Origin of the sequence: Xanthomonas sp. CFBP 7698 (genome assembly GCF_003600855.1) — a bacterium.
GTDB lineage: Bacteria > Pseudomonadota > Gammaproteobacteria > Xanthomonadales > Xanthomonadaceae > Xanthomonas > Xanthomonas cannabis.
In genome coordinates, this window is record NZ_PRDN01000002.1 from 680,601 (window position 1) to 695,656 (window position 15,056).

Genomic DNA, 15,056 nt, shown 5'->3' on the forward strand with positions numbered 1-15,056 from the left:
GGACCTTACTGTCGTGTTGACCCTGAGTTGCCTATAGTTCGCGACGAACCCTGCAATGGATTGACCAATGCACATGATGTCATCCGGCCGGTGCCTGGCCCTTGCACTCGCCGTCGCTGTGACCGGCAGTGCCTGTGCACGGACGCCATCACCCGAACACAAAAGGACTTCCCCCATGTCGGACAACGTCACTACAGGCCGCACCATCAACGGGCACACCTATTCGGATGCTCCGGTTGACGTAAAGCTTGGGCCGAACACCTTCCGCATCCCCGCCAACTACCTGGACAGCCAGATCGCGCCATGGCCGGGCGAAGGCGTCACGCTTGTCATCGAGTGGCCAGGCATGACCCCCACCCCGCCCGGGGCACGGGCCAACCCGCGTACGAATGATTTCCGGAAAGAAATTTCCGTGTCGATCGACTACATCGACCGCGCCCCCATCGAAACATCGCTGGAGAGGCTGTCGTCCAACGAGGCCATCACTGAAGACGGTTCGGTGGAACGCCGAGATCCAAGAGATCGCCTGGACTTACGCATTGCCCAAACCGAGACCATGGGGCTAATGCTATACACCATTGACGAAGCAAAGATGGCAGGATTTTCGAAAGAATACGAAGCACGCTATGGCAAACCACCAACACGTAACCCCGGCTACGAAGACGACTGGTATATCGCGCGCGGACCAAAGGGCAACCTGACGACATTTATCAAATGCGACAGCAAGAAGTTTCGAGGAGATGGCGTGCGCCTGGAGGGTGATCAGGTCATCAACGAGGATGGCGCAGTTTCCGCCGGTTGCTTTCATTATTTCTCGGATATCGAGAATAAGCTGTCAATCAGGTTGACCTACAAAAGAGCGTTCCTGAAGGATTGGACGCGCATGGAAGACGCAGTACGGGATGTACTGGCGCGAACCAAAGTGCAGTAATCCGCCCATTGCCGGAGTGAATCATGAGTGGATTGACTAAGAAGGATTTGGCTGTCCTGACCAGCTATGCCAGAGATGGAAACCGCGAACTCTACTGGAACTATCTTTCCCAGTTGCCAGGTGCCGATGGCTACGGAACGTTGGCACTGGGTGTCGTTCGCAATGACAGCTTGCCAGGCCAAGTGGCAAACAGTTATGCGCAGGATTACGCCAGGCAACAACACGACAACGGATCGCGCTTTGCCAATGCCGAACTGAGTGAGCGCCAATGGGAGGTATTCGGGCAGACGCTGGTCAAACAGGATTTGGCGCAGCGGATGCATTGGATGGAACAGCGCCGCCCGGACCTGGCCTTGAACCTTCCCGGCAAGGATGTGATGACTGCACATGATCGAGCATTCGAATTTCACCAGCTCGACCCCAACTGCTGGACACCTCGCGTCCTTTTAGAAGCAGCCGAGCAAAATAGCGGCCCCCAGAAGCTCGAACAGATCTGGACCAACATGCTCGACAACGAGTATCGCGGCGCTGCCCGTATAAAGAACACGAGCTACGAGACCTTTGCGCAGATGGGACTGGCGGCCGGCAGCGAGTACCTGACCAAGCTCGGCACTACAGAAGCGATCCAGATGCTGGAGGGCCGCTCCGCCGTCGACCCCAATGTGGTCGGCAGCAACAGCTTCTATGCGATGTACTTCGAAAAAGAACAGAAGTGGGTGAACGTCAGTGCAGGCGGCGGGCATCTGTCCATGCGCGAAGAAACCAGTCCCGGCCGTATCGCCGAACTCGATGATGCCCGCGCCGTGCGTCTGGAGCGTCAGCAGAAGGCCACACAGTTCCACGAAGACGATCCGTACCGCTCCATCACCCGCAGCCCGTTCACTGCATCGACCGAGGGCCTGCCCAATCAGATGCAGGCGCCCACCAAACTGGCCGATATCGGCCCTGATCACCGGGACTACGCACTGCTACAGCAGGTGCGTGCGGGCGTAAGCGCGATCGATGCGCACGCCGGGCGCACGCCGGACGAAAGCAGCGAGCGCCTGATCGCCAGCGTGATGACCCTGGCCCGCCAGAACAATCTGGAGCGGGCCGACCATGTGGTGCTGAGCCACCAGACCGCCAACAGCCCGGCCGGCCGCAACGTGTTTGTGGTGCAGGGCGAGTTGAACAACCCGGCGCACCTGCGCGCCCACATGCCAACCGATGTGGCTGTGCAGACGCCGGTGGAGCAGTCGCTGCAGCAGCTGGAAGTGACCAGTGCCGACCGCCAGCAGGCGTTGGCACAGCGCCAGCAGCAGGAAATGGACAACCGGCAGCGTGAGGGTGCGTCGATGCGCATCGGATAACGGCGCTGGGCGGATGGCGAGGCATTGCGGCGGCTTCTTGGGCAATGGCGTGCAGGCGATACCGGTTGGCAACGTCGGCGTGGCGCGCGACGATCTCCAGCACCGGCTTGCGCGGGTCGGGTGGCAGTGCATCGAATAACAGGGACGCCGGGCTACGGCGATGGGGCAACTGCGAACATCACGGCCCCGCAAAGCCCGCCTCACGTTGCGAGCGAACGGCCAGCACAAACACCGTGTCGATCTGCGCGACATAGCAGTACAGCGCCAGATCGCCATGCGCGCCGCGACCGATCACCAGTTCGCGCTTGTCCCCACCAGCCGGCCGGCCGATCAGCGGATTGGTTTCCAGCACATCGATTGCCGCGATGATCTCGTGCAGGCGTGCTGCGACATGTGCGGCTTCATGGCGCTGGAGGTGGTCGAAGATCCGCTCAAGATCCTGTGCAACCTCCGGTGCCAGTTCGATACGCGCCACGCTACCGGGCTAATTTGCGGGCCGTGGGACGCTTTGCCGGCTCTCCAGCCATGCGCTTTTCCAGATAGCCACGCATGTCGTCCCAGGCGATGGTCTTCCCGGACGCCACGATGCCGGCATAACGCTGTTCGGCAACCGCATCGAAATCGGCACGACGTTCGACCGACTCCGCCTTTTCGGCGATCGCTTCCAGAATGAAATTATGTGCGGTCGTGCCGCCCTGCTTCGCTGCCGCAGCAACGCGCATCTTGAGCTCGTCTGGAAGACGGATGGTTGTGGTGCTCATGAAACCCTCAAGCGTGTGCATTTCGTACGCGCGAATGTAGCACAGGTGTGTCACACCATCGTGTCGTCACACCGCATGCCGTTGCCGGCCCGCCCGGAAGCAACCGCGCCTGCATCCTCAAAACGCCAACGGCCCGGACAAGCCGGGCCGTTGGGTATGACAACGCGAGATCAACCGATCAGGCGAACGGGTCCTGCAGCACCATGGTGTGGTCGCGGTCCGGGCCGGTGGAGACGATGCTGATCGGGCAGCCGGCCAGTTCTTCCAGCGCGCGCAGGTAGGCGCGTGCAGCCACCGGCAGCTTGTCCCACTCGGTGATGCCGTGGGTGTTTTCGGTCCAGCCGGGGAACTCCAGGTATACCGGGGTGCACTCTTCCCAGCCCTGCGCGTCCAACGGGGCGTATTCGGTGCGCTTGCCGCGGTATTCGTAGGCAATGCAGACCTTGAGCTTTTCCATGCCGTCGAGCACGTCCAGCTTGGTGATGCACAGGCCCGAGATGCCGTTGATGGCCACCGCACGCTTGAGCGCGACGATGTCCATCCAGCCGCAACGACGCGGGCGGCCGGTGGACGCGCCGTACTCGGCACCGCGGTCGCGGATGCCCTGGCCCACTTCGTCGTCCAGCTCGGTCGGGAACGGGCCGCCGCCTACGCGCGTGGCGTAGGCCTTGGCGATGCCCAGCACGTAGTCGATGGCGTCAGCGCCCACGCCGGTACCGGCCAGTGCGCCGCCGACGGTGGTGTTGGAGCTGGTGACATACGGATAGGTGCCGTGGTCGATGTCCAGCAGAGCGCCCTGCGCGCCTTCGAACAGCACGCGTTTGCCCTGCTTGCGCAGGTCGTGCAGGATGCCGGCCACGTCTGACTTCATCGGCTGCACGTAATCGCCGAAAGCCAGTGCCTCGTCGAAGGTCTTCTGGAAGTCCACCGCTTCCACGCCCAGGTACTTGGTCAGCACGAAGTTGTGGTAGTCCAGCGCGGTGCGCAGCAGTTCTTCCAGCTGCGGCGGGTAGTGCAGGTCGGCGATGCGGATACCGCGACGGGCCACCTTGTCTTCGTATGCCGGGCCGATGCCGCGGCCGGTGGTGCCGATGGCCTTGCCGCCGGCGGCCTTCTCGCGCGCCTGGTCCAGGGCGATGTGGTACGGCATGATCAGCGGCGCAGCCGGAGAGATCTTCAGGCGCGAGCGCACTTCCACGCCGGCGCCTTCAAGCTCGCTGATCTCCTTGATCAGCGCGGCCGGGGAGATCACCACGCCATTGCCGATCAGGCACAGCGCGTCGTCGCGCAGGATGCCGGACGGAATCAGGTGCAAGACGGTCTTCTTGCCATTGATGACGAGCGTGTGGCCGGCGTTGTGGCCACCCTGGAAGCGGACCACCGCACCGATCTCTTCGGTGAGCAGATCGACGATCTTGCCTTTGCCTTCATCGCCCCACTGGGCACCGAGCACGACAACTGACTGACCCATGACGGGTGAACTCCTGAGTTTTGCTGCGGCCATCGGGGCCGCGGGATGGGACCGGTTCACGGCTGGCGGCGTCGCCTGGCGCGCGGCTCCATCGGGGAGCCTTGCAGCGGCGCGTAAAGCCCTGACACGGAAAAAGCCGAACGAGGTGCCCTGTGTGAGCGTGCCCGGCCGGCTTTTGTGCATTATCCGGGTTTCCGGTGGCGTGCACTACCCCCGGCGAACGGCGGATCGAGGGCTGGCCGGATTGCCGCTGGCCATCGGTTGCGCGGTGTTCCGGGCGCTGCCGGCCCCTAGCAATCCCAAACCCCCATCGCGGGTCGTAGGAGCGCACCCGGGCGCGACTGCTTCACCGGTAATGCCTGTCGCGCCCCGGTGCGCTCCTACGCTGCCCGTTGCGGTCGGAACCACCCACTCAGTGACGCACGATCCACAGCGCGATCGCGCCCAGCACCAGGGTCACACCGCCGATGGCACGCAGTTGGGCCGTTGGCAGGCTGAACAGCTGCTCGACCATCCGCTTCCAGGCGGCGGGCGCGGCGAACAGCAGCAGGCCTTCGATGACGGCGATCAGGCATAACGCGGACAGGAACTCGTGCATCAGCAACACCAGGACAACGTGGGAGCTGCAGTGTGCCCGGTTCGGCAGCCCGACATGCCACACCGTAGGAGCGCACCTGGGCGCGACGGGCATTGCCGGTAAAGCGGTCGCGCCCGGGTGCGCTCCTACGGTGGGGGGCGCGTCTGCCTGCGCGGCAGTACCAGGCGCATGCAAAAACGCCCGCGTTACGCGGGCGTTTTTGTTTCAAAACAGAGCGATCACCGATCGCTCTTGAGGTACTGCAGGAACGGGTCGTTCTTATCGAGCACGACCACGCCGTTACCGTCGGTCATGGACTCGCGGTACGCCTCCAGGCTGCGGTAGAAGGCGTAGAACGAGGGGTCCTTTGCGCCGGCCTGGCCATAGATGCGGGCCGCGTCGGCATCGCCTTCGCCGCGCAGTTTCTGGGCATCGCGCTCGGCATCGGCCTTGATGATCGTGCTTTCGCGATCGGCTTGTGCACGGATGGTCAGGGCCTGCTCTTCGCCTTCTGCGCGCAGCTTGCTGGCTTCCTGCTTGCGCTGGGCGCGCATGCGCTCGTAGACGTCGGTGATCACCTGGCTGTCGGTCGGCAGGTCGATCTGCTTGATGCGCAGGTCGGTGATCTGCATCCCCAGGCCCTTGATGGCGCCATTGATGCCCTTGAGCTGGCTGGCGATCAATTCGCTGCGGTCGCCGGAGACCAGCTGCTGCAGCGTGCGCGAGTTGATCTGGTTGCGCAGCGAATCGGTGATGATCGGGGCCAGGCGCGAATTGGCCACCGACTCCTCGCCACCGGTAGCGCGATAGAACGCCCGCACATCGGAGATGTAGCCGATGGCGAAGAAGTCCACGCTGACGTCTTTCTGCTCGGCGGTGAAGTAACGCGCCGGGGCGGTATCCAGCACCTGGAAGCGGCGATCGAACACGCGTACCGATTCCACCACCGGAATCTTGAAGTGCAGGCCGGGCTTGAGGTCGGCGCGCACCACACGGCCCAGGTTGAGCACCATGGCGGTCTGGTCTTCGCGCACCACGAACACCGAGCCCATCAGGGTCAGCAACACGGCGACGATCAGGCCGATGACTAGCGAATTCTTCATTATTCGGTTCCCTCACGGCCGGTCGGGCGCGGCCCGCGCTCCGGGTTACGGATGGCCTCGCTGCTGGAATTCTGCGGCGGATTCAACAGCACGTCCTGCGGCACCATCGACGGCATGCCACCATTGCCGGTATTGCCGCTGCTCGCGGACGCCTTGTTGGCATCGGCCGGCAGCGGTACGTAGATGACCTGGCGGCCATCGCTGCCGATTACCTTGCGGTTCTCCGACAGCACCTTCTGCACGGTTTCCAGCCACAGGCGCTTGCGCGTGACTTCAGGCGCGCCGGCGTACTGCTCCTGCAGCAGGGTGAAGCGGTCGGCGTCGCCCTCGGCTTTGGAGATCACCGCCTGCTTGTAGCCTTCGGCACCGGTGCGGGTGCGTGCACCCTGGCCGCGTGCTTCCGGTACCACCTTTGCGGCGTAGGCCTGGGCTTCGTTGATCAGGCGCTCGCGCACCTGCTGGGCACCGTTGACCTCGTCGAAGGCCGGCTTCACTTCTTCCGGCGGGCGCGCGTCGGGCAGGGTCACACCGGTGACGGCCAGGCCGGTGTTGTAGGCATCCAGCGCCGCCTGCAAGCGGTCCTTGGAGGCGATCGCAAGCGGGCCGCGATTGTTGAGCACGGTATTGAGATCCGAGCGGCCCACCTGCTCACGCACGGCACTCTGCGCGGCCTGCTCCAGCACCAGATCGGCATTGCGCGAACCGAACAGGTATTTGCGCGGGTCGCTGATCTGGTACTGCACGTTGAGCGAGACGTTGACGATGTTCTCGTCGCGGGTCAGCACCGGCACCTGGTTGCTGAAGGTCTTGATCTCGGTGGCATTGACCTTGCGCACCGACTCGATCGGCCAGGGCAGCTTGAAGTTCGGGCCGGGCTGCAGGATGCGCGAGAACTGGCCGAAGCGCAGCACAACGCCACGCTGCTGCTCGCCGATGAGCTGGAAGCTGGAGAACAGCACCATCAGCACCACCGCGACCAGGATCCAGCGCCCGACACCCCCGTCGAACAGCTCTTTCAGCGGGGCGGGCAGATTGCCCCAACCGCCACCGTTGCCACCACCGCGCGGGCCCCAGGACCTGCGACGGTTGGGATCCGGGCCGTCTCCGCCCTTGTTGCCGGGTGTGTTCCAGGCCATGCACGCTCCATGATCGAGGGGCTGTGCGGGCCAGTCCCGCAGTGCCGCCGTGTTGTTTGATTCGCCGATTCTACTAGATGGGGCAGACCGGCCGTTTTGAAAGGCCCGGTCCGGTGCATCGGCGATTTAGCCGCTGGGTGGATTGGGGCCCATTGCTGTGCAGCATGGCATGTGCGGGGGACGAGGGACCTCGCTGGCGCGCCGGTGCCCTGTTGATGGATGACCAGCACAAGTACCTGCCGGTCTCACCGGGCATGCGCGAGGACGGACGCGCTGACCGCAGCGCTGAACTGCCCTGCCTTGCCCGGCGGCAGCCTTGCCGGCTGGCTGATGTGGAACCGCCACCGACACTGCCGGCAGCTGCGGCGCCGGCTGCCACGGTAGTGCGGCAACGGCCGCAGGGGCTGCACACGCGGCGCGGCACCCGGCGATCACGCCGTCGGCGATTCGTCCTTCTGGTTGAACACGCGCTCCATCACTTCCAGCAGTTCGTCTTCGGAAAACGGCTTGGTGATGTAGGCGCGGGCGCCCTGGCGCATGCCCCACATGCGGTCGGTGTCCTGGTCCTTGGTGGTCACCAGGATCACCGGGATGTGCTGGGTGGTGGGCTCGCGCTTGAGCGTGCGCGTGGCCTGGAAGCCGTTGAGGTTGGGCATGACCACGTCCATCAGCACCAGATCCGGCAGCGACTCCTTGGCCGCTTCCACGCCGGCGGCGCCATCGGTGGCGGTGATGGTCTCGTGCCCGAGCTTCTCGACGATGCGCTGAATCCCCAGCAGCTGCGACGGCGAGTCGTCGACGATCAAAATGCGTGCCATGTGTTTCCCCTAGTGTGCGCGGCGAGTGTAGTGCGCCGGCTGCGCTTTCGATAGCTGGGCCAGGTTGGTGGTTGGTGGTTGGTGGTTGGTGGTTGGCGAAGGTTGCGACATGCGATGGACTGACGCGCAGTCGTTCTTTGTAGGCGACTGCTGGAGTACTACGTCGGCCAAGGCATGGTTGGATTCAACGCAGCAATCGACGGACAGCGACGCTGATCCCCTTCTCCCATCGGGACATTGCCCTCCTGCATGGGGGAGAAGGTGGCGCGCAGCGCCGGATGAGGTGCGGCTGCGGCTCGATGGCGCAGGTCGAGGTCGACTGCCGCATTGCTGACCTACGTACCCTCACCCCAACCCCTCTCCCGCAGGAGAGGTGCTTATCCTTCTTCTCCCCCACGAGGAGAGGGACGTGCACCCTTCTCCCACCGGGAGAAGGTGGCGCGCAGCGCCGGATGAGGGTACGGCTGCGGCTCGATGGCGCAGTTCGAGGGCGACTGCCGCATCGCTGACCTACGTACCCTCACCCCAACCCCTCTCCCGCAGGGAGAGGGGCTCTTCTAGCAGGCGCTGATCAGTTCACTCACACCGTCTCGCCAAATGCCTTGGCGAGATTACGGTACGCCTTCTTCTGCGCGTCGTCGGTGGGAGCCGGGGCCAGGATCTCCAGCTCCACGATCTGGTCACCCGGGGTCGTGCCCGGCAGGCCGCGGCCGCGCAGGCGCAACTTGCGGCCGGCGTCCGAGTCGGCGGGCACCTTCAGTTCCACCGAGCCGCCCAGGGTCGGCACGCTGATGGTGGTGCCCAGCGCTGCCTGCCAGGGCATGACCTGCAGGGTGTACAGAATGTTGCGCCCGTCCACCTCGAACTGTGGGTGGGCGGCGTACTCGATCTCCAGCAGCAGGTTGCCGCCGCCGTTGCCCTGCCCGCTCAGGCGGATCACCTGGCCTGGCTGCACGCCCTTGGGCACGCGCACGTCCAGCTGCTTGCCGTTGATGGTGATGCGCACGCTGTCACCCGAATGCACGGCTTCCAGCGGTACCGCGAGTTTGGCGCGGGTGTCGCCGCGCGTCTGTGGGCCGGCACCTGCGCCCGCACCGGCACCCGGGCCGCGCGGACGGCCACCGCGCTGGCCGGCGAACAGGCTCTCGAAGAAATCGCTGAAACCGCCGCCGGCGCCGCCGTTGCCGAACACCTCTTCATAGTCGAAGCCCTGCCCGCCGCCATAGCTGGGCGGGGCCTGGAACTCGTCGCCCGGGCGATACCCCTGCGCCTTCAACTGATCGTAAGCCTTGCGCTTGGCCGGGTCGCGCAATGCCTCGTAGGCTTCGTTGATCGCCTTGAACTTGTCTTCGGCGCCGGCTTCCTTGCTGACGTCGGGGTGGTACTTGCGCGCCAACCGGCGATAGGCGGTCTTGATTTCCGCATCGCCCGCGCTGGGCTCCACGCCCAGCGTTGCGTAGTAATCCTTGAATTCCATCTAATCACCTCTGGAAAAAAAACGGCCCGCAGCCGAGGCCACGAGCCAGTTCGAGGGCGGGCATTCCCGTAGGACAGCCATGGATGGCGCAGCTGGCGAAACGTGACGGGTACATGCCGTACCCGCCACTGCAACACCAGCCGCACCCGCATGACGGTCACGCAACGGGGTTGCTGGCCGATCTCTTCGCAGCCGGGCGGGCGACCGCGCCTATTCTACGGCGCGGTCGTCGCCGGGGAGCGAAGTCAGGTGACATCGCTCCAGGGTCCGTTGCCTCGCAGCGGTGCGCCACCTGCACGGGCGGTGGTCGCCGGAGGGCCGAAGGCTGGGCGCATCGGCGCTCAGACCAAACCGGCGACTCACCCGGCAACTACCTCAACGCAACGCTGCGCGCGCTTACTGCACGGTGCTGCCACTGGTGTCCTGCCCGTTGCCCACCTGAATGCGACGCGGGGTGGCCGCGGGACGCTTGGGAATGCGGATTTCCAGCACACCGTTATGCCCGGCTGCGGTGATGCCGTCGGCATCGGCGCTATCGGGCAGCGCGAAGCGGCGGTGGAAGCTGCCGTAGCGGCGCTCGATACGCGAGAAGCGCTCGGTCTCGGTGCTGGACTCGCCCTTGCGCTCGCCCTTGATCGACAGGATGCCCTTGTCCATCTGCACCTCGATCTGGCTGGGGTCGATCCCCGGCAGGTCGGCATACAGCACGAAGTGATTGGCCTCTTCCTTGATGTCCACACGCGGCACCCACTGCGCGGTCACCACCGCCGATTCGTCGGTGTCGCCGTTCTGTTCGAAGAAGCGGTCGAACACATGCTTGATCTCGTTTTGCAGGGCGTGGGTGGGCCACTGGGGATAACGAACGATGTTCATTGCGAGCCTCCAAAAGGTTGGGTAAGGGGCCGGCGGCGGCGGCATGCGCGTACCGCGCCGGCCATGTGCGTCAGATAGGCGTCGCGCTGCGGATTTCAAGCGCGTTGACGCGCCTTTCCCCTGCCCTTTTCTAGAATTCGTTCAGCCACAGGAGCACAGCCCCATGACCATCGCCGTTGGTGACAGCATTCCCGAAGTGGTGCTCAAGCGCATGCGCGAAGGCATCGAGGCGGTCGACACCCATACCTTGTTTGCCGGCCGCAAGGTGCTGCTGTTCGCGGTGCCGGGCGCATTCACGCCGACCTGTTCGGCCAAGCACCTGCCGGGCTACGTGGAACACTTCGAAGCGTTCCGCAAACGCGGTATCGAGGTCCTGTGCACCGCCGTCAACGACCCGTTCGTGATGCAGGCCTGGGGCCGCAGCCAGTTGGTACCCGACGGCCTGCACCTGCTGCCCGACGGCAATGCCGAACTTGCCCGCGCACTGGGCCTGGAAATCGACGCGAGCGGCTCGGGCATGGGCCTGCGTTCGCGTCGCTACGCGTTGTATGCCGACGACGGCGTGGTCAAGGCCTTGTTCGTCGAAGAGCCCGGCGAATTCAAGGTGTCTGCAGCCGATTACGTGCTGCAGCACCTGCCCGATTGAAGCGTAAGTCCCCCGTCCACTCAGAAGGAAAACGGCCAGCCATGTCTGATCAGCCAGCCAGCACCACCCCCGCCGGTATCACCGATACCGCCACCCTGCGCGCCCGCGCACGCCAGAGCATCGAAGACGGCGCCATCACGGAGAGCTACCATGCCGATCGCGAAAAGGTGATCGCGTTGCTCAACACCGCGCTCGCCACCGAATACGTGTGCACCTTGCGCTACTACCGCCATTACTTCATGGCCAAGGGCATGTTGGCCGATGCGGTCAAGGGCGAATTCCTGGAGCACGCGCAGCAGGAACAGGCGCATGCGCACAAGCTTGCCGAGCGCATCGTGCAACTGGGCGGCGAACCCGACCTCAACCCGGACACGCTGACCAAGCGTTCGCACGCCGAATACAAGGAAGGCACCGACCTGCGCGACATGGTCAAGGAAAACCTGATCGCCGAACGCATCGCCATCGACAGCTACCGCGAGATGATTGATTTCATCGGCGACAAGGACACCACCACCAAGCGCATCCTGGAAAGCATCCTGGCCCAGGAAGAAGAGCACGCCGACGAGTTCGCCGACATGCTGGAAGGCTGGATCGGCGAATGAGGTGATCGGTGTGGTGCTGCGCACCGCATGCATTAGGAGCGCAGGCAACGTCGATCATTTGCACGTGCCTGCAACCGCGATGCGCTAGGTCATGCCGGATGACTGCATCGGCATGACGTGGACACCCCTCGATAACGAAACAGACAGGGCGCCACGTGCGCCCTTTCTGTTTTCGGCGCATGTCGCACGACGACGTAACCGCGTCAGCAAGTCACAAGATCGATACGCAGTGCTTCTCGTAGGAGCGCCCCCGGGCGCGACGGGCCTTACCGGTAACGCCCATCGCGCCCAGGGGCGCTCCTACATTGGGTTGGCCGGGCTACCCCCCAAAACAGCGATACGGACGAATCGGGTGCCGCCCACGTTGCGCAGACGTCATCAGCGAACGATGCAGCAGAATTGCAATAGCTACCGCTTCTCGTAGGAGCGCCCTTGGGCGCGACGGGCCTTCCCGGTAACGCCTATCGCGCCCAGGCGCTCCTATATGTCAGCTAGCGATCGATCACGCTGGTACGGCGCTCAGCGCAATACACGAAACCGCAGTTGCGTCCAGGCGCCGTCACTGGCCATGGCGGTCAGCGTGTGCGCACCTGTCTCGGCAAAGTCGCGCTGGAATGCCTGGCGCCCGCTGGTCTGCGCGATCCAGCGGCCGTCCAGCAGCCAGTCGATGCGCGCCTCGCTGCCCAGTGCGCGCAGCTGCAGGCGCACCGGGCGTGCGGTGTCGTTGGCGCGCGCCAGGGTGGCGCGGTCGGTCAGGCCGTCGATCCGCAGCACACCGCCGCCGGTCATGCGCCCGTCCGGCAGGCAGTCCGGCGCCAATGGTGGCAGTTGCGCGGCGTGACGTTCTGCGGCGCTGAGCCAGGGCGACACCAGTGCCGGCCAGCGCGCCAATGCACGCGTCGCACGCGCGTGCGGCTGGGTGCACTCCTGTGACAAGCGCAGGCCGCTGCGCGCGTCCACCTCGAATTGCAGTTGCCCGCTTTGCCACAGGCGTGCATCGCGCTCGGCAAAGGTGGGTGGTACCGCGCCGTCGAGCGTGTAGGCGTCGGCACGGCGCGCGCACAAGGGCGGTGGCGTCTGGTCGGCAGCACCACCCAGCGGCCAGCAGATCTGCACGGGCTGCACCGTGGCCGGCATCGGCAAAGGCGCACTGTCGCCGGCACTGCGCGGCAAGGCATCGATGACTTCGAACATCAACGGCAACGCAGTCACCGCGCCGTATTGGCCGGGCAACGGCGTGCCATCCGGCCGCCCCACCCACACGCCCACGGTGTAACGCCGCGTGCCACCGATCGCCCAGGCATCGCGGTAGCCGTAGCTGGTACCGGTCTTCCACGCCACGCCCGGACGCGCTGCGGTATCGAAGGTGCCGCTGCCGTAGCCAGGGCGCGGATTGCTCTGCAGGATCTCACGCACGATCCAGGCCGCGCCCGGCGACATTAGCCGGCGCTCGACGCGCGCATCGCCGGGCGTATAGCGCACACGCCCGGCGATGCCGCCGCGATTGAGCGCGGCGAATGCACCCACCAGTTCCTGCAATTGCGCGCCGGTGCCGCCCAGGATCACGGCCAGCGATGGCGTACTGCCACGCGGAAAATGCAGGGCGATGCCGGCATTGCCCAATCGCGCGGCAAAGCGCGCCGGGCCGATGCGATCAAGCAGATCCACTGCCGGCACGTTCAACGACAAGCGCAATGCAGTGGCTGCGCTCACCGGGCCATTGAATGCTGCATCGAAGTTGCCCGGCCGGTAATCGCCAAAGCTCTGCGGCGCGTCTACCAGCAGGCTCTCCGAGTGGATCAGGCCATCGTCCAGCGCCATGCCGTACAGGAACGGCTTGAGGGTGGAGCCAGGCGAGCGCCAGGCCTGCACCATGTCCACATGCCCCAGCCGCTGACGATCGCCGAAGCTAGCCGAGCCGACATAGGCGCGTGCTTCCATGCTGGCGTTGTCCACCACCAGCAAGGCTGCAGAGGTGCGCTCGGGCAGCTGCGAAAAATACGTGGCCACGCGCTCTTCCAGCGTGCGCTGCAGTTCCACATCCAGCGTGGTTACGATGCGCGCCGCGCGCGGCTGCGCGCTGTGCAGGCGCTGGGCAAGCAGGGCTGCATGCAACGGCGGCTTGAGCGAGCGCGTGACCACCGGCTCGATGCGCGCATCGTCCACCTGCGCGCGCGACCACACGCCCAGCTCCACCATGCGATCGAGCACCTTGTCGCGCGCCCGTTGCGCCGCTTCCGGGTGACGGTCCGGGCGCAGCCGGCTGGGCGATTGCGGCAGCACCGCCAGCAACGCGGCTTCGGCCTGCGACAACGCTTTCGCCGGTTTACCCAGGTACGCCCAGCTGGCCGCTTCCACGCCTTCGATGGTGCCGCCGTAGGGCGCGCGTTCCAGGTACAGGTTGAGAATCTCGCGCTTGCTCAGGTGCGCTTCCAGCTGCAATGCGCGCAACAGCTGCTTGGCCTTGCCCCATGGCGTGCGCGTGTGCGGGTCCAGAATGCGCGCCACCTGCATGGTCAGCGTGGAGCCGCCGGACACGATGCGGCCCTGCCCAATCCACTGCCCGCCGGCACGCAGCAGCCCCCACGGATTGACGCCGGGATGGCGCCAGAACCAGCGGTCTTCGTAATTGAGCAATGCCTGCAGATACAGCGGCGATACGCTCTGCGGCGTGGCCGGATAGCGCCACACGCCATTGCGGTCGGCAAACGCACGTAACGGCGTGCCGTCGCGCGCAACCACCAGGGTGGAGGTGTCGCGCGACTTAGGCAGCGGCAACGGGAAGGCCAGGTCCAGCAGCAGCAGGGCGCTCAGCAGGGCAGCCGCACTCAAGCGCAGCCACCGCAGCCAGCGGCGCCCGTCGCGAGCCTGATGGTTCGGCGCTTGCGGGTGCGCCTGCGTCCGATCCATCCCTGTTTGTGCCTGCGGCTGTTCATCCATCGCGCAGAGCATGCAGGGCAAAATGCGTTTCGGCCACTGCTATGCGGCCCGGGCCCGGCGTCTTGGCGCGATCAGCTGCACGACAGCCGGACAAGCTACTGGCCCAAAGGCCAGGCGAAAACCCTGAGCGACAGGTGGATATCCTTGCGATCAACCGTCTGATCTTATCCGTGGCCGCCGCATGAAGTGCCTGCAACGATCAGGCCACTCACACCGAAGGGCGTGGTCGGTGCCCATCGGTAGCAGCACGCATTGCCGTCAGGCAATGGCAATGCCTACAAATACAGTTCGGTTGACGTGACGTGCGTTGTTTGATGCACAGCGCGCCGTGCTACACCTGGTTGCCGCCGCGCGGGACGGCCGCCTGGTCGC

Annotated in this window: 14 protein-coding genes; 4 read left to right on the top strand and 10 right to left on the bottom strand. The window is 65.0% G+C overall.

Annotated features, from left to right (window positions below):
- Nucleotides 1-67 precede the first annotated feature (67 nt).
- Nucleotides 68-931, top strand: a complete 864-nt coding sequence (locus XnspCFBP7698_RS10820; RefSeq protein ID WP_104581122.1) for a hypothetical protein — start codon at nucleotides 68-70, stop codon at nucleotides 929-931.
- A 23-nt stretch (nucleotides 932-954) separates the two neighbouring features.
- Nucleotides 955-2,280 (top strand): XVIPCD domain-containing protein, encoded by a 1,326-nt coding sequence (locus XnspCFBP7698_RS10825; RefSeq protein ID WP_199680141.1) that lies wholly within the window; start codon nucleotides 955-957, stop codon nucleotides 2,278-2,280.
- Nucleotides 2,281-2,458: 178 nt separating this feature from the next.
- Here the strand turns inward: XnspCFBP7698_RS10825 and XnspCFBP7698_RS10830 are convergent, their stop codons facing one another.
- The 9 genes from XnspCFBP7698_RS10830 to XnspCFBP7698_RS10870 all read right to left on the bottom strand — a co-directional run bounded on the left by XnspCFBP7698_RS10830 (nucleotide 2,459) and on the right by XnspCFBP7698_RS10870 (nucleotide 10,496).
- Nucleotides 2,459-2,755 (bottom strand): type II toxin-antitoxin system RelE/ParE family toxin, encoded by a 297-nt coding sequence (locus tag XnspCFBP7698_RS10830; protein WP_104581121.1) that lies wholly within the window; start codon nucleotides 2,753-2,755, stop codon nucleotides 2,459-2,461.
- A gap of 1 nt (nucleotide 2,756) precedes the next feature.
- The gene (locus XnspCFBP7698_RS10835; protein ID WP_104581120.1) at nucleotides 2,757-3,041 is read right to left on the bottom strand and encodes a CopG family transcriptional regulator; all 285 of its coding nucleotides are present in this window, start codon (nucleotides 3,039-3,041) and stop codon (nucleotides 2,757-2,759) included.
- Nucleotides 3,042-3,219: 178 nt separating this feature from the next.
- Nucleotides 3,220-4,512, bottom strand: a complete 1,293-nt coding sequence (locus XnspCFBP7698_RS10840) for an adenylosuccinate synthase (RefSeq protein ID WP_024938603.1) — start codon at nucleotides 4,510-4,512, stop codon at nucleotides 3,220-3,222.
- Between the two features lie 412 nt (nucleotides 4,513-4,924).
- Nucleotides 4,925-5,110: a DUF2065 family protein gene (locus tag XnspCFBP7698_RS10845; RefSeq protein ID WP_039407247.1), complete on the bottom strand. Its 186-nt coding sequence runs from the start codon at nucleotides 5,108-5,110 to the stop codon at nucleotides 4,925-4,927.
- 218 nt (nucleotides 5,111-5,328) lie between these two features.
- A complete protein-coding gene (locus tag XnspCFBP7698_RS10850) occupies nucleotides 5,329-6,192 on the bottom strand; it encodes a protease modulator HflC (RefSeq protein ID WP_047695448.1) in 864 nt (287 codons plus the stop codon).
- Complete coding sequence (gene hflK, locus XnspCFBP7698_RS10855) at nucleotides 6,192-7,328, bottom strand: FtsH protease activity modulator HflK (protein ID WP_047695447.1); 1,137 nt, start codon at nucleotides 7,326-7,328, stop codon at nucleotides 6,192-6,194. The genes XnspCFBP7698_RS10850 and hflK overlap by 1 nt, the downstream gene beginning before the upstream one ends.
- Before the next feature lie 431 nt (nucleotides 7,329-7,759).
- Nucleotides 7,760-8,146 (bottom strand): twitching motility response regulator PilH, encoded by a 387-nt coding sequence (gene pilH, locus XnspCFBP7698_RS10860; protein ID WP_039407238.1) that lies wholly within the window; start codon nucleotides 8,144-8,146, stop codon nucleotides 7,760-7,762.
- A 580-nt stretch (nucleotides 8,147-8,726) separates the two neighbouring features.
- Nucleotides 8,727-9,623 (bottom strand): DnaJ C-terminal domain-containing protein, encoded by an 897-nt coding sequence (locus tag XnspCFBP7698_RS10865; protein ID WP_039565242.1) that lies wholly within the window; start codon nucleotides 9,621-9,623, stop codon nucleotides 8,727-8,729.
- A gap of 396 nt (nucleotides 9,624-10,019) precedes the next feature.
- Nucleotides 10,020-10,496, bottom strand: coding sequence for an Hsp20/alpha crystallin family protein (locus XnspCFBP7698_RS10870; protein WP_047695446.1), 477 nt, complete (start codon nucleotides 10,494-10,496; stop codon nucleotides 10,020-10,022).
- Nucleotides 10,497-10,659: 163 nt separating this feature from the next.
- On the opposite strand from XnspCFBP7698_RS10870, the gene XnspCFBP7698_RS10875 reads away from it, so the two are divergent.
- Nucleotides 10,660-11,142: a peroxiredoxin gene (locus XnspCFBP7698_RS10875; protein ID WP_047695445.1), complete on the top strand. Its 483-nt coding sequence runs from the start codon at nucleotides 10,660-10,662 to the stop codon at nucleotides 11,140-11,142.
- A 41-nt stretch (nucleotides 11,143-11,183) separates the two neighbouring features.
- Nucleotides 11,184-11,744: a ferritin-like domain-containing protein gene (locus XnspCFBP7698_RS10880; protein ID WP_047695444.1), complete on the top strand. Its 561-nt coding sequence runs from the start codon at nucleotides 11,184-11,186 to the stop codon at nucleotides 11,742-11,744.
- A 519-nt stretch (nucleotides 11,745-12,263) separates the two neighbouring features.
- On the opposite strand, the gene pbpC is transcribed toward XnspCFBP7698_RS10880, so the two are convergent.
- Nucleotides 12,264-14,654: a penicillin-binding protein 1C gene (gene pbpC / locus XnspCFBP7698_RS10885; protein ID WP_199680142.1), complete on the bottom strand. Its 2,391-nt coding sequence runs from the start codon at nucleotides 14,652-14,654 to the stop codon at nucleotides 12,264-12,266.
- Between the last annotated feature and the right edge of the window lie 402 nt (nucleotides 14,655-15,056).

What these genes read in the sequence shown, in the direction of transcription:
- XnspCFBP7698_RS10820 (WP_104581122.1), top strand. Translation starts at nt 68, where the DNA reads ATGCACATGATGTCATCCGGCCGGTGCCTGGCCCTTGCACTCGCCGTC.
- XnspCFBP7698_RS10825 (WP_199680141.1), top strand. Translation starts at nt 955, where the DNA reads ATGAGTGGATTGACTAAGAAGGATTTGGCTGTCCTGACCAGCTATGCC.
- XnspCFBP7698_RS10835 (WP_104581120.1), bottom strand. Translation starts at nt 3,041, where the DNA reads ATGAGCACCACAACCATCCGTCTTCCAGACGAGCTCAAGATGCGCGTT.
- XnspCFBP7698_RS10840 (WP_024938603.1), bottom strand. Translation starts at nt 4,512, where the DNA reads ATGGGTCAGTCAGTTGTCGTGCTCGGTGCCCAGTGGGGCGATGAAGGC.
- XnspCFBP7698_RS10845 (WP_039407247.1), bottom strand. Translation starts at nt 5,110, where the DNA reads ATGCACGAGTTCCTGTCCGCGTTATGCCTGATCGCCGTCATCGAAGGC.
- XnspCFBP7698_RS10850 (WP_047695448.1), bottom strand. Translation starts at nt 6,192, where the DNA reads ATGAAGAATTCGCTAGTCATCGGCCTGATCGTCGCCGTGTTGCTGACC.
- hflK (WP_047695447.1), bottom strand. Translation starts at nt 7,328, where the DNA reads ATGGCCTGGAACACACCCGGCAACAAGGGCGGAGACGGCCCGGATCCC.
- pilH (WP_039407238.1), bottom strand. Translation starts at nt 8,146, where the DNA reads ATGGCACGCATTTTGATCGTCGACGACTCGCCGTCGCAGCTGCTGGGG.
- XnspCFBP7698_RS10865 (WP_039565242.1), bottom strand. Translation starts at nt 9,623, where the DNA reads ATGGAATTCAAGGATTACTACGCAACGCTGGGCGTGGAGCCCAGCGCG.
- XnspCFBP7698_RS10870 (WP_047695446.1), bottom strand. Translation starts at nt 10,496, where the DNA reads ATGAACATCGTTCGTTATCCCCAGTGGCCCACCCACGCCCTGCAAAAC.
- XnspCFBP7698_RS10875 (WP_047695445.1), top strand. Translation starts at nt 10,660, where the DNA reads ATGACCATCGCCGTTGGTGACAGCATTCCCGAAGTGGTGCTCAAGCGC.
- XnspCFBP7698_RS10880 (WP_047695444.1), top strand. Translation starts at nt 11,184, where the DNA reads ATGTCTGATCAGCCAGCCAGCACCACCCCCGCCGGTATCACCGATACC.
- pbpC (WP_199680142.1), bottom strand. Translation starts at nt 14,654, where the DNA reads ATGGATCGGACGCAGGCGCACCCGCAAGCGCCGAACCATCAGGCTCGC.